General features: G+C 53.7%; 15 protein-coding genes. 10 read left to right on the forward strand and 5 right to left on the reverse strand.

The window, feature by feature from the left end; all coding sequences use genetic code 11:
• Window positions 1-99: 99 nt before the first annotated feature.
• Window positions 100-1,554, forward strand: coding sequence for an NCS1 family nucleobase:cation symporter-1 (locus tag KP707_RS09020; protein ID WP_211503144.1), 1,455 nt, complete (start codon window positions 100-102; stop codon window positions 1,552-1,554).
• On the opposite strand, the gene KP707_RS09025 is transcribed toward KP707_RS09020, so the two are convergent.
• The 4 genes from KP707_RS09025 to KP707_RS09040 all read right to left on the reverse strand — a co-directional run bounded on the left by KP707_RS09025 (window position 1,466) and on the right by KP707_RS09040 (window position 6,169).
• Window positions 1,466-2,176: a TetR family transcriptional regulator C-terminal domain-containing protein gene (locus tag KP707_RS09025; RefSeq protein ID WP_211503143.1), complete on the reverse strand. Its 711-nt coding sequence runs from the start codon at window positions 2,174-2,176 to the stop codon at window positions 1,466-1,468. The genes KP707_RS09020 and KP707_RS09025 overlap by 89 nt on opposite strands.
• Window positions 2,177-2,257: 81 nt before the next feature.
• Entirely contained in the window at window positions 2,258-3,499 is a 1,242-nt protein-coding gene (locus KP707_RS09030; RefSeq protein ID WP_211503142.1) for a Zn-dependent hydrolase, read from the reverse strand.
• A 56-nt stretch (window positions 3,500-3,555) separates the two neighbouring features.
• Window positions 3,556-4,824 (reverse strand): NAD-dependent dihydropyrimidine dehydrogenase subunit PreA, encoded by a 1,269-nt coding sequence (preA, locus tag KP707_RS09035; RefSeq protein WP_064274843.1) that lies wholly within the window; start codon window positions 4,822-4,824, stop codon window positions 3,556-3,558.
• Window positions 4,817-6,169 carry an NAD(P)-dependent oxidoreductase gene (locus KP707_RS09040; protein ID WP_211503141.1) on the reverse strand — a complete coding sequence of 451 codons (1,353 nt, stop codon included), beginning with the start codon at window positions 6,167-6,169 and terminating at the stop codon, window positions 4,817-4,819. Before KP707_RS09040 ends, preA begins: the two co-directional genes overlap by 8 nt.
• Window positions 6,170-6,555: 386 nt before the next feature.
• Here KP707_RS09040 and KP707_RS09045 point away from each other — a divergent pair, with 386 nt between their 5' ends.
• From KP707_RS09045 to KP707_RS09060, 4 genes are read left to right on the forward strand one after another with little or no spacing between them, the layout of a single operon-like run.
• The gene (locus tag KP707_RS09045) at window positions 6,556-6,831 is read left to right on the forward strand and encodes a YtcA family lipoprotein (protein ID WP_099213009.1); all 276 of its coding nucleotides are present in this window, start codon (window positions 6,556-6,558) and stop codon (window positions 6,829-6,831) included.
• A gap of 2 nt (window positions 6,832-6,833) precedes the next feature.
• Window positions 6,834-7,883 carry a multidrug transporter subunit MdtN gene (gene mdtN / locus KP707_RS09050; RefSeq protein ID WP_211503196.1) on the forward strand — a complete coding sequence of 350 codons (1,050 nt, stop codon included), beginning with the start codon at window positions 6,834-6,836 and terminating at the stop codon, window positions 7,881-7,883.
• A complete protein-coding gene (locus KP707_RS09055) occupies window positions 7,864-9,693 on the forward strand; it encodes an FUSC family protein (RefSeq protein ID WP_211503140.1) in 1,830 nt (609 codons plus the stop codon). Before mdtN ends, KP707_RS09055 begins: the two co-directional genes overlap by 20 nt.
• Window positions 9,690-11,285, forward strand: a complete 1,596-nt coding sequence (locus tag KP707_RS09060; RefSeq protein ID WP_211503139.1) for a TolC family protein — start codon at window positions 9,690-9,692, stop codon at window positions 11,283-11,285. The genes KP707_RS09055 and KP707_RS09060 overlap by 4 nt, the downstream gene beginning before the upstream one ends.
• Window positions 11,286-11,339: 54 nt before the next feature.
• Here the strand turns inward: KP707_RS09060 and KP707_RS09065 are convergent, their stop codons facing one another.
• Window positions 11,340-11,813, reverse strand: a complete 474-nt coding sequence (locus tag KP707_RS09065) for a hypothetical protein (protein ID WP_211503138.1) — start codon at window positions 11,811-11,813, stop codon at window positions 11,340-11,342.
• A 634-nt stretch (window positions 11,814-12,447) separates the two neighbouring features.
• Here KP707_RS09065 and KP707_RS09070 point away from each other — a divergent pair.
• From KP707_RS09070 to KP707_RS09090, 5 genes are all read left to right on the forward strand, one after another.
• Window positions 12,448-12,999, forward strand: coding sequence for a sugar dehydrogenase complex small subunit (locus KP707_RS09070; protein ID WP_211503137.1), 552 nt, complete (start codon window positions 12,448-12,450; stop codon window positions 12,997-12,999).
• A 19-nt stretch (window positions 13,000-13,018) separates the two neighbouring features.
• Window positions 13,019-14,479: a cytochrome c gene (locus KP707_RS09075; RefSeq protein WP_211503136.1), complete on the forward strand. Its 1,461-nt coding sequence runs from the start codon at window positions 13,019-13,021 to the stop codon at window positions 14,477-14,479.
• Window positions 14,480-14,499: 20 nt separating this feature from the next.
• Window positions 14,500-16,134, forward strand: coding sequence for a GMC family oxidoreductase (locus tag KP707_RS09080; protein ID WP_086634285.1), 1,635 nt, complete (start codon window positions 14,500-14,502; stop codon window positions 16,132-16,134).
• 104 nt (window positions 16,135-16,238) lie between these two features.
• On the forward strand, window positions 16,239-16,649 hold the full coding sequence (locus tag KP707_RS09085) for a heme-binding protein (RefSeq protein ID WP_046902109.1): 411 nt from the start codon (window positions 16,239-16,241) through the stop codon (window positions 16,647-16,649).
• Window positions 16,646-18,103: a carbohydrate porin gene (locus tag KP707_RS09090; protein ID WP_143412309.1), complete on the forward strand. Its 1,458-nt coding sequence runs from the start codon at window positions 16,646-16,648 to the stop codon at window positions 18,101-18,103. Before KP707_RS09085 ends, KP707_RS09090 begins: the two co-directional genes overlap by 4 nt.
• Window positions 18,104-18,185: the final 82 nt, after the last annotated feature.

The raw sequence follows: 18,185 nt of genomic DNA on the forward strand, positions 1-18,185 counted from the left end.
TTATGTCGTTGTCTTACCGAAACTGTATGGTTAATCTGACCAGCCGGTCAACATAACGATTGCGCTTCCGGAATTTTTTCGAGAACGAGGATCACCAGAATGACACAGTCACCGGACGCGTACGCTACAGGGCGCCTGACCAATGCGGATCTTGCGCCTGTTCAGGACCGGAGCTGGGCATGGAAGGACTTTCTCTTCCTTTGGATGTCTGATGTACACAGTGTCGCCGGGTACATGACGGTTGGTACGCTGTTCATGATGGGATTGCCAGTCAGCAGTGTGCTCATCGGACTGCTTGTTGCAATTGTTGCCGTGCAGCTTCTCTGCAACCTGATCGCGGTTCCGAGCCTGAAGTCCGGCGCCCCTTTTCCGGTCATTATCCGAAGTGTCTTTGGCGTGTACGGCGCGGTCGTTCCGGCACTGGTGCGTGGGATCATTGCCGTCGGCTGGTACGGAATCCAGACATGGCTGGCATCCAATGCCGTGGTTCTGTTTGTTCTTCGAATGATGCCGTCGCTGGCAGACTATAGCGATGTTCATCACCATGGACTGATGGGGCTGTCGCTTCTCGGCTGGTTGGCCTTTCTGCTCATCTGGGCTTTACAGTTGGCGGTATTCTGGCGCGGAATGGAGTCCATCCGGCATTTCATAGACTGGGCCGGCCCAGCCATTTACGTCATGATGGTCATGCTTGACGGCGTGCTTCTCTGGAAAACGCGCGGACAGATCAGCTTTTCAGTCCTTCCCCACTCTGCTCTTTCCGTCGGACAACATCTGACCGGCGTACTGAATGTGATCTCTCTGACGATAGCATTCTTTTCCCCGATTATCCTGAATTTTGGCGATTTTGCCCGCTACGGCATTAGCCCGAGTGCGGTACGACGCGGTAATTTCTGGGGCCTGCCGATCAATTTCATGGCCTTCTGTGCGCTTGCACTTACAACAGTAACCCTCACCCAGCCTGTTCTGGGACAAATCCTCGTTGATCCGGTGGACACTGTGACGCGTCTGGATAGTCAGACAATCATGATCGTGGGAATTTTAACTTTCGTTCTCGCGACCATCGGGATCAACATTTCCGCCAATTTTGTCTCAGCGGCGTTTGATTTTTCCAATATAGCCCCGGCATCCATTTCATGGCGCGGCGGCGGTGTCATTGCGGCGATTGGTGCCATCGCTCTCACGCCCTGGAACCTCTATGCCCGGCCGGATCTGATCCACCTGACACTCGACATACTGGGTCTGTTCATCGCTCCTGTGACAGGAATTCTTCTGGCTGACTACTATTTCGTTCAGCGGGAAACCCTGGACGTGCCTGCGCTGTACAGTACAGACCCATCGGCAGCTTACTGGTACCGAAGTGGCGTAAACCCTACTGCGATCTGGGCCTTGGGTCTGGCTGTGCTGGTGGGGCTCGCAAACGTCTTCCTGCCAGCATTAGCTGTATTCCAGAATTTCGCGTGGTTTACAGGCTTCTTTTCAGGGTTTTGTTTTCATCTGCTTCTGACGCGCCTGAGGCCGGTTGGGAGAACAGCGGACGGACAAGCGTCATAAGAGTGTTGACGGCAGTTTCATAATCGCCGTCAATAAGAGGTGTACGGTCCAGAACAGCCTCATACTGGACCTGCATATCCGCATATGCCTGCGTACCCGACCACAAGAGAAACAACAGATGCGTCGGGTCGATAGGCGCCATGATGCCCTTCGCCTGCCATTCCAGGAAGATTGCGACATGTCGGGCTACATGGGCTCGCAGTTCTCCACGTAAGAAGTCCTGAACCATGTGCCCGCCTGAGAGCACTTCCTGTGCGAAGAGACGCGATCCTTCTGGGCGGGTGCGGGAGAATGCAATCTTGGCTTCTATGTATCCCCTGAGCCCGTCCAGCGGGTCCTTGTCAGAAGAAAGCCAGTGATCGGCATCTGTCAGCCACACATCCAGCAGGCGTGACAATGTGGCGTTGTACAGGTCTTCCTTGGAGCCAAAATAGTAGAGAATATTGCCCTTGGGGATGTCACAGACCTTGGCAATATCTTCAAGGCGCGTTCCCTTAAGGCCGCGGGTGCCAAAGGTCCATTCCGCAGCATTCAGGATTTGCGGAACGGTGGCACGGCGTGGCGCACCGGCACGAGTTCTTTTTCTGGGGCTGGGAGACGCCTCCAGACTGTCTTGTGGCATTGTCTTTCTCCCAGCCTGCTTTGCGGGAGGCGATTTTTGACAGCAGACAGGCTGGACGACAAGCCCCTGATTGGCAGAACCTTAGAGCGTGCTGTCTGCTCGCAAAACAGCACCAAGCAGAACATTGGCTCCGGCTTCGGCCTCGCTTTCCGTAATGCTTTCTTCTTCGTTGTGGCTCAGGCCATCTCTGCAGGGCACAAAAATCATGGCCGTTGGTGCAACGCGTGCGAGATACGCAGCATCATGCCCCGGGCCTGAGACAATCGAAAGGGGATCGTAGCCCATCTGGCGCGCAGAATCCGCGACCATCTCCACGCACCGCGTATCAAAATGAACTGCGGGAGCATCCCAGATGGAGACGATCTCCAGCGTCACTCCGCCAGCTTCAGCAATGCTGTGGAAGCGATCCATAAACTCCCGCTCCATGGTCGCGACGACGGAATCATCCGGGTGACGGATATCCACAGTGAAGAACGTCTCGCCAGGCACGACATTATTGCTGTTCGGGCGATTTTCAATCAGGCCCACTGTACCCACGGCCCCCGGAGCATGGCCCAGTGCTATCTCTGACAGGGCAACGACCATCCGGGACGTTGCAAGCAGGGCATCGTGACGCATTCGCATGGGAGTAGAGCCAGCGTGGGCGTCCTTGCCCTTTACGGTCACCTCATACCACCGCATTCCCTGAACGCCAGAAACTGCCCCGATAACGTGGTCTTTGACTTCGAGAATGGGCCCCTGCTCGATATGAAGCTCGAAATAGGCCGCGATGGGGTGATCGCCACAGATCTCTTCACCGCGGTACCCAATAGAAACAAGCTCATCTCCAAAGCGTGCCCCTGCACGATCTCGCTTGTCCAGAACCTCCTGTTCCGTAAAAACACCTGCGAAAACGCCTGAGCACATCATCGGAGGTGTGAAACGAGACCCTTCCTCGTTTGTCCAGTTAATAAGTTCGATGGGGTGGCGCGTTGTATGACCGGCTTCATGAAGCGCCCGTAGAACCGCCAGTCCGCCCAGAACCCCCAGAATACCATCAAATTTCCCGCCGGTTGGTTGGGTATCCAGATGACTGCCCATCGTGATGGGAGGAAGGCTGTTATCAAGTCCCGGGCGGCGGGCAAACATGTTGCCCATTGTATCGACCGTGATGGTGCAGCCCAGGCTTTCGCAGGTTGAGGCAAACCACTCGCGAACCTGTTTGTCTTCTGGGGTCAGTGTCAGCCGACGGATGCCGCCTTTTGGCGTTCCACCAAACCGGGCCGTATCCATCAAATCTGCCCAGAGAGCGTTCCCATCAATCCGCATATTGCTATGAAACATGCCAGTCCTCTTTCATCCGTTCGTCTGGTGACCCTCTGGCCGCCGCGTCATGCCTCTCAGGCGGGAATACGATTGGGGTTGGAAGGATGATGGGGCCACGTCAGTTCCCCATCTACGGGTTGTGGAACCATTGTGATGCAATCATCCACCGGGCAGACATGCGCACAGAGATTGCAGCCCACGCACTCCTCTTCGATCACTTCGTAATGTCGGCGATCAGCCGTGTTTTTCTTGGAAATCGCCTGATGGGACGTATCCTCGCAGGCAATATGACAGAGACCACACCCGACACAGGCATCCTGATCGATATTGGCGAGGGTCTTGAACTTCATATTGAGCTGGTTCCACGGCACGAACTGCGAAACAGCCCGGCCTGTCAGATCCTCCAGCCGCTCATAGCCTTTCTGGTCCATCCAGTTGGACAGGCCATCAATCATGTCTTCCACGATGCGGAACCCATAATGCATCGCGGCGGTACAGACCTGAAGCGATCCTGAGCCCATTGCAAGAAATTCGGCAGAATCCCGCCAGTTGCTGATTCCACCAATTCCGGAGATGGGAATTCCAGCCATGATAGGATCTCTGGCAATTTCCCCGATCATACGAAGCGCAATTGGCTTCACGGCAGGCCCGCAATAGCCACCATGCGTTCCTTTTCCGCCCACAACCGGCATGGGCGCCATGGCATCCAGATCCACGCCAATGACGGATTGAATGGTGTTGATCAGGGATACAGCATCCGCCCCACCTGCCCGCGCGGCGCGTGCCGGCATCAGGATGTTAGTCACGTTTGGCGTCAGCTTGACGATCACCGGCATCCGCGTGTTCTGCTTGCACCAGCGTGTCACCATTTCAACGTATTCCGGGACCTGCCCGACCGCCGCACCCATATTGCGCTCGGACATGCCATGCGGGCATCCGAAGTTCAGTTCGATCCCGTCTGCGCCTGTCTCTTCAACGATTGGTAGAATGGCTTTCCATTTATCTTCCTCGCAGGGCACCATAAGGCTGACGATAAGGGCACGATCCGGAAATTCACGTTTGACGCGCTTAATTTCCGCGATGTTGGTCGCAAGCGGACGGTCCGAAATCAACTCAATGTTGTTGAGGCCAATTAGCCGACGCCCCTCAAAGCCCAGGGCTCCATAGCGAGAGCTCAGATTGACGACCGGTGGATCTTCCCCAAGCGTTTTCCAGACAACACCACCCCATCCGGCCTGAAAGGCCCGGCGAACGTTGTATTCCTTGTCAGTCGGGGGAGCGGAAGCAAGCCAGAATGGATTGGGAGATTTGATTCCAGCAAAAACCGTGCGCAGGTCAGCCATTGTGGTCAGCCCTTTCCGTGTTGGATGCCATCAGTTCATTATGAAGCGCTTCAGCTGCGTTCCGTCCGTCCCGGACAGCTGCAACGGTAAGATCTTCTCCTGCCGTACAGTCGCCACCCGCATAAACTCCCGGCATAGAGGTGCGTCCTGTTTCATTCACAACGATGCGCCCGTTTTCCACGAGGATCTGGTCGTTTCGCACTGGGTCTGGCACAAAAACCTGCCCGATTGCTTTAAGGACCATGTCGGCCGCGAGTGTGAAGGCATTCTGCGGATCGTAACCGTCATTAGGCGTACCTCGAAGGAATGTGATGCTCCTGATGGCCCCGTCTTCGACATTGAGTTGACTGGGAGACGCCCAGAATCTGACCGTTACGCCGTTTGTCTGGGCCCATTCCCGTTCAACTTCCGTGGCCGACATGTGCTCAGCCCCGCGGCGATAAACCAGCGTTACCTCTTCCGCACCCAGACGTTTTGCCTGCACGGCTGCGTCAACCGCCGTGTTGCCGCCCCCAATCACGACAACCCGCCTGCCAACTACAACTTCCGAGAGATTCCGAGAGCGCAGGGTCTCGATGAAATCGACCGCGTCCAGAACGCCCTCTGCAAATTCGCTTTCCAGGCCGAGAGCGCGGACACCTGCCAGACCCAGCCCCAAGAAAACGCCGTCATAGGTCTCGCGAAGGCCTGCAAGCGTGATGTTCTCCCCGAGCGTCGCGTTACCCTGGAAAGCGATCCCCCCAATTTCCATCAGGAACTCGATTTCCCTTTGGGCGAAATTGTCAGCAAGTTTATAAGCCGCAACACCATACTGATTGAGACCACCAGGTGCATCGTGTCGATCAAAGATCGTGACATCATGCCCATGCATCGCCAGACGATGGGCGCAGGCCAGCCCCGCTGGCCCGGCTCCTACCACCGCCACGCGTTTTCCGGTGCTTGCAGCCCGCTGGAACGGGTGGGTCTTCTGCTGCATTTGCCAGTCTGTAGCAAACCGCTGAAGTGCGCCTATTCGAACGGCATGATGAGCTTCAATCGCGGTGTGAACACATTTCTGCTCACACAGAATTTCGGTCGGACAAACCCTTGCACACGATCCGCCCAAAATGTTGGACTGGAGAATGGTGCGCGAAGCGCCAGCCAGATTGTCAGATGCAATGGCCTTGATGAACCGTGGGATATCAATGTCTGTCGGACAGGCCTCTACGCATGGAGCGTCGTAGCAGTAGAAACATCGATCGGCTTCCAGTGCCGCCTGTTCGGGCGACAGGCCGGGATGAGCATCGGCGAAGTTCAGTTCCAGAGCAGTTTCCGGCAATCGGCCACATGCAATATCGAGTCGCATACTCGTCTCCTGCCTGACTTAGTTCGTAATCGGAATGGTATGAGTTCGAAATACTTTCTGGCAAGGGTTTTCTGACCAAACGTTCAGTTTATGCGAAACTATGGGTTTTAGGTGAGAACCTGCGGCGATCGACGAAACGCCTAGTCATGAGCAATCGCGCCGACAAGATATTAGATCGGGAGGTGCGTTTTCTTCTCCCAAGGCTTTTCCGATGAGAACAAATCCATCATTCAAGAAAGTCTAATCAAGGCTGCCATCATCGTTCGCTCCGTAAATCAATGCATCCAAGTTCAAACACTTAGTCATGCGATCCGGAGTAGCCTTTGGAGAGGAATGTGGTAGGCTGGCACTCTGTTTGTTGGACGCAGAAAGCTTTGACACCTCTCATGCGATTTACCCGCCTGCGTTTTCTCATTCCTGTCTCGTGTTTATTGGCGAGTGAAGGATGTACGCTCCAGGGCGCCCCGTCTTTCCCAGTTGTAGGCGCTTACTTTCCGGACTGGATGGTCTGTGGCCTCGTCGGTGTTGCGGTTGCCGTTGGATTACGAGTGATATTCCTTCTAACCGGCCTTGATGCCATCCTCAGTTTTCGTCTCTTCACCTATGTAGCGTTGGGCGTTATCGCCGCACTGACTGTGTGGACGCTGGTGTTCGGGCCTTGATGATGCAGCGCGTTCATGTCTCAGGCAAAAAGCCTATCGGTATTATTGTGGCTGTCATCTGCGTTGGGGCAGCCATTCTCTTCGGCGTCCATGTCTCGCATGAAGACAGCACTCATCCGTCTTCTGACAGCGGAAGTATTGACGCAGAAATGGTGCACGTCGCCTCCACCGTTGGTGGACGGTTGAAGGAACTCAGAGTTGTCGTCAATCAGCATGTTCATAAGGGTGATGTTCTTTACCAACTTGATCCTGAACCCTACGAACTGATTGTCCGACAGGCTCAGGCCAATCTGGATCTCGCGAATGCAGAGGTCGAGAACCAGACACGGCTGCTCAGCATCAAGACAACCAACGCCGCCACGGCGGATGATCAGGTTGTTCGCGCCAAAACCAATCGTGATTTGGCCGCACGAACGGTCGAGCGCCTGAAGCCGCTTGCCGGCCAGTCCTATATTCCGTGGCAACAGTATGATCAGGCTCGTGTGGCACTCCACGACGCTGAAGTGTCGCTTTCGCAGTCGAAAAACCAGTCTGTCGCAGCGACAACAGCGATCGGAGATCTGAAAAGCTCTCTTGCCGCACGGGATGCCAGTCAGGCAGCCTTGGACCATGCAAAATACGAGCTACGCCAGACTGTGGTTACAGCTCCTGCGGATGGTTATGTCACGAGTTTACGGGTTAAAGCTGGCGAAGTTCTCGCGCCGTCTCAGGTCCTGTTCACGCTCATTGTCGATGACGAGTGGTACGCGACCGCCAATATCCGTGAGATCAATCTTTCTTCCGTTCAGATTGGTGACTGCGTGACCGTTCACTCAATGATTGATCGCCACAGTCCTCTACGCGGACACGTCGAAAGTATTGGTTGGGGCGTTCTGTCTGTAGATTCTGCTGGCATTGCCCGGTCACTGCCCATCGTGCCGCGCCAAATGGACTGGGTTCATGTCGCCCAACGTTTTCCGGTGCGCATCAAGCTGGAGAGGGCAAACCCGCTTTTGCTAAGACTTGGCGCCACAGCAACCGTTGAGATCCGGCATGGCGCTGCCTGTCCCTGACACTCTGGCGAATGCCCCGTCGTCTTCCAGCATGAGAGGGCCGGGACTGGGATTAGCACGGGTCTGGCGGCTGGTCTGTGACCCTGCCCCGGGGCGATTGGGATATGCGCTTCGCATGGCTGCCGCATGCACGACAACCGTGCTGCTTGGGGAAATCTGGCAGGTTCCGGAGCTGGCCGTGCCTGCCCTTGTGACCATGGCGCTGTGGCAGAAAGACCGCGTGACAAATGCTCTGGCCGGGGTCGCTGTCAATGTCCTCATCCTCATTCTGCTTCTGATTATTTACGCGCTCATCCGCCTGACGCTCGATCATCCTATGGGACTGGTGATCGTCATTGCCCTGTTGTCGTTCAGTTTTTTCTTTCTGGGCTCAGCCAGCAAGCTAAAGCCTGTGGCTTATATGCTGGGTCTGATTACGGTTTACGGATTGATTGCGATTGACCAGGTCCCGGTTGGAGAAGTCGTCACACGCGCCCTTCTCTACACGGATCTTTTTCTGGCCGTGCCGGGGGCGGTCATGATTGGGCTGGGGCTGTTGATTTGCCCATCCCCTAAAAAGATCCTGACGGATAGCATTGCTGCTCGGCTCTACATGGCTGTTCGCCTTCTCCAAACTCCTGATGCGCTAACACAGGAACGAGCGACAGATATGCTTCGGGAAGGCACGGCGGGCATGATGAAGTCCGCCAAGATGGCCTCACTTGAAAAGATCTGGTCCATCCACGATTTGGCCTGCTTGCGACAGGCAGCCAACAGCAGTGTTGCCGTTCTTGCGCTTGCTGATGAGGCGAGCCGGGCAAGACTGCCACAGGAGCAGTTGTCTCGCCTGACTGAAACGCTTGAAGGCATGGCAAGGATTTTTTCAGACGGTGACTATCCCACAGCCATCGAAAGCCCTGTGATCGCTTCGGAGCATCCGTCTTTACAGGCGATAACCGCTCTCCTGCCAAGTTTTACAACCGCTCCTGCCCCTGTCGCTGGAAAATCGCCAGAAAAGAAAAAATCGGGTTTCTTTTCTGAGGATGCCTTTACTAATCCAGACCATGTGCGCTTCGCAGTGAAAGGGACTGCTGCGGTGATGCTGAGTTATCTGACCTTCAAGGTTCTGGATTGGCCAGGCATTCACACTTGCATCATCACATGCTTCATCGTCGCGTTGCCTACGATGGGCGAGATGATTTCAAAGCTGACACTGCGCATCACGGGTGCTCTCATAGGTGGGACGCTAGGGATCGCCTCTATTATTACCGTGATGCCACACCTGAATGGCATCACCGGATTTCTGGCGCTTGTCTTTGTGGTTTCCCTGATCGGGGCGTGGGTCAAGACAGGCGACGAACGGATTGCTTATGCTGGTTTTCAGATCGGTTTGGCATTTTATCTGACAGATCTGAAGAGTTATGGCCCCACAGCAGACATGGCCACCGCGCGGGACCGTATTGTCGGCATCATGCTTGGTAACCTCATTACATATGCCATGTTCACCAGCTTCTGGCCGGCCAGTGCCTACGATCATTTGGGAGCCAGCCTTCGCAAGCTGAAAGATTGCCTGAGGCGCCAAGGGACGACTCAGAGCTCTGAAGATCAGCTTCAGGCGGCGGCTCTTAGTCAATCCGCGTTACTGGAAAGCGAACGAACACTGGAATATGCGATGTCTGAGCCAGCACATATGCGCGCTGACCAGCCCCGTCTTCAGGCGGCCCAAAATGCCTTGATCGATGCCTCGAGGCTGGCTGAAGAATTGCTTGTAACTCCCCAGCGGCCAGACCTTGCCGATCGTACGGCACGACTGGAACAGATTGCTTCATGATTCACTTCAAAAGAACCTTTTTGCTACCGCTCCTGCTATCGGGCTGTGCCACCCAGGCACTTGAAACGGCGCCAGCCAGCCCTGATCGGCCATGGCAACCGAATGTCGCTGCAAATGGAGAACTGGTGCCCGGTAAGCCCGGACCACATACATTGGCCGTCCCCGCTGGATACACATTGCCGTCCAATAGTCAGATCCATGTGCGGCCCCCTGCCCCTGAATTGGCGCCACAGGCTGGCCATGCCTATTCCCTTCCTGAATTGATCGATATTGCGCAGTCCGCCAATCCTGAAACCAGACGTGCCTGGAACCTTGCGCGCGATGCCGCTCTGGCTGTGGGAATTACGAAGAGTGCGTATTTGCCCCGCCTGACCGCGACAGTTGTAGGCGGATATAATCATAGCCGTAATGACGGTGCGAACCCGTCGGTTAGCAATGCGGGCATTGCTGAAGACGCAATCAACTCAGGCCTGAGCGGATTAAACAGTGCTTTGGGCGGTGTTCGCAATAGCAGGTCGGGCGCTGGCGAAATCCAAACCCTGGGTATGGAATGGCTGCTGTTCGACTTCGGCAAACGTGAGGCCGTTATTGCCGCCACAAAGCAGGCACAGATTGCAACCAATGTGCTCTTCACTGCGGCTCATCAGAAAATCATCTACGGGGTGACAACGGCCTATTACACCCATGCCGCAGCCCAAAGCCGTGTCGTATTGCTGCGTAAGGCACGGGACAATGCACGCTTCGTGGAAGCAGCCGCAGTCGCAAAGCTACATCAGGGGCAAGGCACCATAGTGGATGTAACGCAGGCTCGGCAGGCTACAGCACAGACTGAACTACGACTTGTACAGGCAGAGAGCGACGAACAGAATACGGCCCTTGAACTTCTGAATGCCATTGGTATTTCCCCGAACACGAAACTTGAGACACTCGATATTTCTGGCCGCCCGCTCGGGCTGGACGATATTCGTCTGACTGATGCATTTGTCCAACAGGCCGTTTCACGCAGACCGGACGTTCTTGCAGCATACGCAAATGCGAAGGCGGCAAAAAGCAGGGTTCGCGCAGCGAAAAGCGAATTTCTGCCCAAGATCTTCATGACAGGAAATGTGGCCTACACCACGGGGCGTCTGGCACTCTCATCCGTGCCGGGAGTGGGAAGTGAGGCTCCCCCCACCCTTAACTTATCGAGTAATGCCTTCAGCAGTTTGATCCTTGGTGGGATTACTGTCCCGATCTTCGACGGGGGAACCCGAGCTGCGTTGCTGAAACAGGCCCAGGATCAGTCTGACAGTGCAGATGCGACATTGCAGCAAACAGTCGACAGTTCGGTGAAGCAGATTATAGTCGCAGAAAATGCGCTCCGTACTAGCCTGAGTGCCTATGCCGCATCAGCAAAGCTGGAGACGGCAGCGATGACAAGTTTTGAGGCATCCTCGGCCGCATATCGTAGTGGCGTAGGCTCCATTACGCAGACGAGTATCGCGCAGAATGCTTACCTTGATGCGACACTGAGCCATTCAGATGCCTATTATGCTGCGTTAATCGCCGCGGCCGGGCTTGCGTTCGGCACTGGAGCACTTAATCACAATTAGAAGTAGCACCCGCCCTTGCTACGAAGGTTTTTAGTGGTTCGAAACTATCGGCGTTCAGGGGCACGATAATGCGTTATTTTTCAAGTCGGACTTGTTCTTATGGAGCCAGTGCCGAAAAGCTGGATAAGCGGCCTGTGAAAGGGCAAACGGTTTACCGTCTATTTCTCCTGGAATAGACGCCACGTTTGTAAAGGGCTTATCAAAAAACAGTTTATGGACGTCTTTTCCGTTGGAATCTCTAATATAGATGGCATTCCAGATATCATGTGACGGGTATTCTTGAGCGTCTGAAACTTTATACGATAAAATTATTTTCAAGAGGCTATCATTTTCACTGTTTATTTTGTGTGTATATGCATTCGCATATATTGGAAGCGTATCTTCATTGACACTGAATCTTGACGTGGAGAGAGGCGCGCGCATGAATATTTTTTCAATATAGCAATTTTTATTTACATCCGATGCAAGCGTCACATTTATTGGCATCAATAAAGAAAAAATTAATATTAGATAATTATATTTTCTCATTTTGCCCTCATTAATATAGATTTCTCTAAATATAAAATTGATTTCGAAATTTTTTCATGATGCTTCTATGAAATTCGATTGGAACTACAAGATAAGAATTTCGTAAAGTAAATTTAAAACTAGCCTTTCGTGAATTTTCTCGAATGGGGTTTAGTTCGTCATATTCATATCGATTAAGATGTATTTTGAGGCGTATGGGGAGTGCTCCATTACTCAGTGATCAGACGCTAAGGCGAATCATAAACTAGCACGTGACAGCGATTTTTTCATATAAGGCCAAACGTGCAACACCACAAAATTATAAAATGATAAAGAAAAATAACCATCTTCCGGTATATCTTTATCGTTATAGAAAATATATAAATAAATATAAAATAATAAAAGCATAAACAAGATGTAGATTACTTACTTTAAAAAATAATTATAAATGGAAAAGTGTTATTTTATACCGGTTATTTCTTTATAAATTTATAATAAAATAAGAAATATTTCTAATTATGCCGAAAACGTTACCAATAACAGTAACTGTAATCACCATCCTGTTATACCGAACAAAAAATAGTCATTTCTATTATTGGGAAAAAATCCGGATGAAGGGACATAACGTATCAAACTATGTCTCTGGAGAGCGCCGTTGGAAAAATTACCTGATCCCAATCCTGTCCCGGTCTTTCTCTCCCGCAGGCGTCTCCTAGCTCTATCTGGCGCCTGCATCACCGCTGCTGCAATCGGAACGATTAAGAAAGGTTCTGCTCAAGAAATAGTAGCATCGAACCGGAATGGCGTTTCAGATTTTATGCAGCTATCAACCTTTGCCACCGGCCATAAAAATCTGGATCTCGCTATTGGATCCGCGCTGCTCCTCGCGTTTGAGGCCCAGACACACGATTTTTCTGCTCGCGTAGCAGCCCTTCGCGAAAGGATCGCGAAAAACGGCTATCAGGATGTTGAGGCGCTGGACGAAGGTCTTAGGGGCGATCCTTTGCATGCCACGCTCCTGCAGATTATCCGCGGTTGGTATGCTGGCGTTATTGAAGGTGGCACGAGCGCCAAGGTTTACGCTTTTGAAAAAGCGCTGATGTATCAATCGTCTCGCGATGTCGTCGTCATCCCGACTTATGCTCACAACGGGCCAAATTACTGGGTTGCAGAGCCCGGTTCCGTCGACGTCATGCCGGAATTCTAAGGAAATTATCACAGTGAAAATGCGATATTTTCGTTCTCTGTCCGGCACTGCCCTGACAACGGTTCTGCTTTTCGCAGGAGCGTCTGCACTGGCACAACCGACGGAACCCACACCCGCTTCAGCTCATCAACCATCTATTAGTCGCGGCCATTATCTTGCGATTGCAGCCGATTGTGCTGCGTGCCATACAAACGGACGGGATGGTCAATTTCTGGCTGGTGGATATGCGATCTCATCCCCGATGGGAAACATTTACTCCACCAATATTACGCCATCCAAAACTCATGGCATCGGAAATTACACGCTTGAACAGTTTTCTCAGGCGTTAAGGCACGGCATTCGCGCAGACGGTGCGCAGCTCTATCCGGCCATGCCTTATGACGCCTATAACCGCCTGACGGATGAAGACGTCAAATCGCTCTACGCCTACATCATGAACGAAGTAAAACCTGTAGATGCGCCCTCGCCCAGGACACAGCTCCCCTTCCCGTTCTCTATCCGTGCCTCACTGGGTATCTGGAAGATTGCCGCGCGCATTGAAGGCAAGCCATATGTCTTCGACCATACCCACAACGATGACTGGAACCGCGGGCGCTATCTGGTCGACGAACTGGCTCATTGTGGCGAGTGTCACACGCCACGCAATTTTTTGCTTGCACCTAATCAGTCCGCTTATCTGGCGGGAGCAGATATAGGCTCATGGCGTGCACCGAATATCACCAACGACCCTCAAAGCGGCATTGGCGGCTGGTCTGACCATGATCTCTACCAATACCTGAAAACCGGCCGAACGGCTCATGCACGTGCAGCAGGACCGATGGCTGAAGCCGTTGAGCATAGTCTGCAGTATCTGCCAGACGGGGATATTTCAGCGATCGTGACCTATCTCAGGTCGGTTCCGCCTAAAGCAGAGGCTGGTCAAACGGTTGCCAATTTCGCTCATCTCGGCCGCCCATCAAGCTATAGCGTTGCTGACGCGAATGCGCGCCGTAACAACAGCACCCTTTCCAAAACAACGGACGGCGCAGCCCTCTATGAAGCCGTCTGCGCGAGTTGCCACCAGTCGGACGGCAAAGGATCAGCGGATGGATATTATCCGTCCCTCGTGGGAAATACCACGCCCGGGCAGCGCAACCCGAACGATCTGATTGCCAGCATCCTTTATGGCGTGGACCGCACAACAGACGATCATGAAATCCTGATGCCAGCCTTTGGCCCGGGAACTTTGGTGCAACCGCTCAATGATGAGCAGATCGCAACAATCGCAGATTACGTTCTGAGCCACTTTGGCAACGCGCAGGCCACTGTCTCTGCCGATGCGGTGAAACAGGTTCGTGTTGGCGGCAAGCAGGTCCCTCTCGCCAAACTCGCAAGCCCAGGCGTGATGCTTCTGCTCGGAGCGGGTGGCGTTTTAGGGGCCATCATCGTGGTGGGTGGCGTCTGGTGGCTGATCAGCCGTCGGAAACAGCGTGTCGCTTAATAGAATTCAAAGGTAAAATCATGTCTGGTGAAACGCTTTCGGCTGATGTCGTCATTATCGGAGCAGGAATCTGTGGGTCCCTGCTCGCCCATAAACTTGTTCGCAACGGTCTTTCTGTCCTGCTCCTGGATGCCGGTCCTCGGCGTGATCGCTCCCAGATTGTGGAGAATTGGCGGAATATGCCGCCTGACAACAAGTCCCAGTATGATTACGCAACGCCTTATCCCAGCGTGCCGTGGGCGCCCCACACCAACTACTTTCCGGATAATAATTACCTGATCGTCAAAGGCCCGGACCGGACGGCCTACAAGCAGGGCATCATCAAGGGCGTTGGTGGTACAACCTGGCACTGGGCAGCCTCAAGCTGGCGGTATCTGCCAAACGATTTCAAGCTGCACTCCACTTATGGCGTGGGGCGCGATTATGCCATGAGCTATGACACGCTCGAGCCGTACTACTACGAGGCAGAGTGCGAGATGGGCGTGATGGGCCCAAATGGAGAGGACATCACGCCGTCTGCCCCGCGCAGAAATCCTTGGCCCATGACGTCCATGCCTTATGGATATGGAGACCGCACCTTCACAGATGTGGTGAGCAAGCTTGGGTTTTCCAACACTCCCGTTCCGCAGGCCCGAAACAGTCGTCCATATGATGGCCGTCCACAGTGCTGTGGAAATAACAACTGCATGCCGATCTGCCCGATTGGAGCGATGTACAACGGCGTCTATGCCGCATTGAAGGCTGAGAAGCTGGGCGCCAAGATCATTCCGAACGCTGTCGTGTATGCGATGGAGACGGATGCCAAGAACCGGATCACGGCCATCCGCTTCTATGACCCGGAAAAACAGTCTCATCGTGTCGTCGCCAAAACGTTCGTCGTGGCTGCCAACGGCATTGAAACACCCAAACTGCTTTTGCTCGCGGCCAATGATCGCAATCCGAACGGTATTGCAAATTCATCGGACCTCGTTGGCCGGAACATGATGGACCATCCGGGCATCGGTATGAGCTTCCAGTCTGCTGAGCCTATCTGGGCTGGCGGCGGTTCGGTTCAGATGAGCTCCATTACGAACTTCCGTGATGGTGATTTCCGTTCTGAATATGCCGCGACACAGATTGGCTATAACAATACGGCTCAGAACTCCCGTGCTGGCATGAAAGCTCTATCCATGGGCTTGGTTGGCAAGAAACTGGACCAGGAGATCCGCCGCCGTACGGCTCATGGTGTGGATATCTACGCCAACCATGAAGTCCTCCCTGACCCGAATAACCGTCTCGTCCTTTCCAAGGATCATAAGGACGCTCTTGGTATTCCTCATCCCGAAGTCACGTATGACGTGGGAGAATATGTGCGCAAATCAGCGGTCATTTCCCGGCAGCGCCTGATGGACATTGCCAAGGCCCTTGGGGGAACCGAAATTGAAATGAGTCCGTTCTTTACTCCGAACAATCACATCACCGGTGGTACCATCATGGGCCATGATCCGCGTGATTCTGTCGTGGATGAGTGGCTCAGAACCCATGATCACGCCAATTTGTTTCTTGCTACAGGCGCAACAATGGCGGCGTCTGGAACGGTGAATTCCACTTTGACGATGGCTGCGCTCTCACTCCGCGCCGCCGATGCCATTCTCAATGACCTGAAACAGGGGTAAGTGTTTTGTACAAACTATTTCAGCGCCGGACCATTGGCGCCGTCCTAAGTATTTTCATCGCAACAGCAAGTCTTACGGGGCTTGCATCAGCGAAGGACCTGGCCGTGAATTTAGAGACGTCAAATACCCTCATCGATCAGGCCAAGAAGCTTGCGGTGGCCAGTCATGCCCGTGTCGCCATCGCTATTGTTGATGCGGGAGGAAATCTGGTGTCTTTTCAGAAGATGGATGGGACACAACTCGGGAGTATCGAACTGGCGATCCGCAAAGCCAAGACCGCGCTCTCGTTCGCTCGTCCGACTGCTGACATGGAACATGCCCTCAATAGTGGGAATTACATGATTAGCACGCTGCCGAATGCCCTTCCCGCCGGCGGTGGATACCCGATCATGGTGAACAACGAACTTGTAGGGGCTCTTGGTCTGAGTGGTGGCGAAGGTGAAACCGATGCTCATCTTGCTCAGTCCACAGTCACCACCTTCCTGCAGACTTCAAAGGCAAAGAGCACTGAATGAAAACCCGACGTCCAATGCACAGGAAAAAACTTGCTGGCTTTTTTCTGTGCGCGGCCCTGGGTATCGTTGGTCCCGGCCGTCAGGCGCTCGCCCAGAGCGAAACTTCCCAGAACCTTGCAACACCTGAATCCTACAAGTCCCGTGCTTTTGCGATGGAAGGCATGGGCACCTTCGCGGTCGGTCCCCTGGTCCCGTCTCTTTATGGGAATCCTCATCTGTTTGGAGACTGGGGCGGTGCGCAGACATGGCTGACAAAGCACGGCATGTATCTGAATGTCGCGCTCAATGAAGAATACATGGCCAATGTCACGGGTGGTCGCACGCGGGATAACGTACTGGCCGGTCAGGTGGCCGCCGAACTGGATGTGGATTGGCAGCAACTTGCAGGTGTGAAGGGTCTTTGGACGCATCTTCTCGTCATTAACGGCCATGGACGCAGCTTCAGCCATACACTGGGCGATTCAGTCACCAACCCTGAACAGATCTACGGTGCCCGTGGTAACGTGGTTGCCCATCTTGTTTCCATGTATGCGGATAAGTCTTTTCTGAATGACCGCATCATTTTGTCCCTTGGTGATATTCCAACGGGAAGCTTCTTTGCGTTTGATTACGTCGCCTGTTCCTTCATGAACGTATCGGTTTGCAGTAATTTCGCTCCCGGAAAATATGTCCCGGGTGGACGCGATTGGCCCTCCGGAAACCTTGGTGGTGTGCTGCGTCTCCGCCCGACGGAGCAAACTTACATCATGGGAGGCGTCTTCGCGGTTTCACCCCATAGTTACAACGGTGGCATTTCAGGCTGGGCCCTTGCTCAGAGTGGGCTGGGTAAGGTCTCGTCGCAGATTGAAATCGGCTGGATGCCGTCTTTTGGTAAGAACAAACTGCGAGGCAATTACAAGCTCGGCGCCTGGTACGATAACTCGCGCTATCCGAACCTCTACGAGGACGTGAACGGCAACTCCTTTCAGGCAACAGGCCTCGGGCGGCGCTATGAAGCCGGGATGACGTCTGCATGGTTCATGTTTGACCAGATGTTGGTCCGCAATGGGCCCGGCATTACCGATGGGCTTATTCTTATCGGCGGTGTTGGGTATGCGCAGGGCAATCTTGTCGCCATGCGAGATCATGAGTGGATCGGAATAGTCGATAGCGGAACGCCGTGGCACCGAAGTGGCGATCAGGCTGGTATCATGTTCCAGCATATGGACATGAGCCATACCGTCACCCTTCAGCAGGAATCATCCCTGGCGCTTGGCCTGCCCTATCTGGATAATCAGTGGGGGCCTGTTTACGGGGTGCAGCATTGGGAGAATGTGTATGAAGCGTTCTACAGCACCCATCTCATGCGCGGCACAACGTTGCAGGCAGACTTTCAATATCTCCAACGCCCAGGGGCTACGACCACCTTCAAGGACGCCGCTGTTATCGGAGGGCAGCTGACGTCCAATTTCTGATTGCCGGAAGTTCGCGGTTCAATCAGATTGGCTTTTTGCACTCCAGATGACAGGACAAAAGCTGACATAGCTTCTTCCCGTC

The sequence above is a fragment of the Gluconobacter sp. P5E10 genome (genome assembly GCF_018812145.1).
GTDB lineage: Bacteria > Pseudomonadota > Alphaproteobacteria > Acetobacterales > Acetobacteraceae > Gluconobacter > Gluconobacter cerinus.

Coding starts and splice junctions, on each gene's coding strand:
- KP707_RS09040 (WP_211503141.1), bottom strand. CDS start 6,169: ATGCGACTCGATATTGCATGTGGCCGATTGCCGGAAACTGCTCTGGAA.
- KP707_RS09060 (WP_211503139.1), top strand. CDS start 9,690: ATGATTCACTTCAAAAGAACCTTTTTGCTACCGCTCCTGCTATCGGGC.
- KP707_RS09025 (WP_211503143.1), bottom strand. CDS start 2,176: ATGCCACAAGACAGTCTGGAGGCGTCTCCCAGCCCCAGAAAAAGAACT.
- KP707_RS09080 (WP_086634285.1), top strand. CDS start 14,500: ATGTCTGGTGAAACGCTTTCGGCTGATGTCGTCATTATCGGAGCAGGA.
- KP707_RS09075 (WP_211503136.1), top strand. CDS start 13,019: ATGCGATATTTTCGTTCTCTGTCCGGCACTGCCCTGACAACGGTTCTG.
- KP707_RS09090 (WP_143412309.1), top strand. CDS start 16,646: ATGAAAACCCGACGTCCAATGCACAGGAAAAAACTTGCTGGCTTTTTT.
- KP707_RS09045 (WP_099213009.1), top strand. CDS start 6,556: ATGCGATTTACCCGCCTGCGTTTTCTCATTCCTGTCTCGTGTTTATTG.
- preA (WP_064274843.1), bottom strand. CDS start 4,824: ATGGCTGACCTGCGCACGGTTTTTGCTGGAATCAAATCTCCCAATCCA.
- KP707_RS09055 (WP_211503140.1), top strand. CDS start 7,864: ATGGCGCTGCCTGTCCCTGACACTCTGGCGAATGCCCCGTCGTCTTCC.
- KP707_RS09030 (WP_211503142.1), bottom strand. CDS start 3,499: ATGTTTCATAGCAATATGCGGATTGATGGGAACGCTCTCTGGGCAGAT.
- mdtN (WP_211503196.1), top strand. CDS start 6,834: ATGCAGCGCGTTCATGTCTCAGGCAAAAAGCCTATCGGTATTATTGTG.
- KP707_RS09065 (WP_211503138.1), bottom strand. CDS start 11,813: ATGAGAAAATATAATTATCTAATATTAATTTTTTCTTTATTGATGCCA.
- KP707_RS09020 (WP_211503144.1), top strand. CDS start 100: ATGACACAGTCACCGGACGCGTACGCTACAGGGCGCCTGACCAATGCG.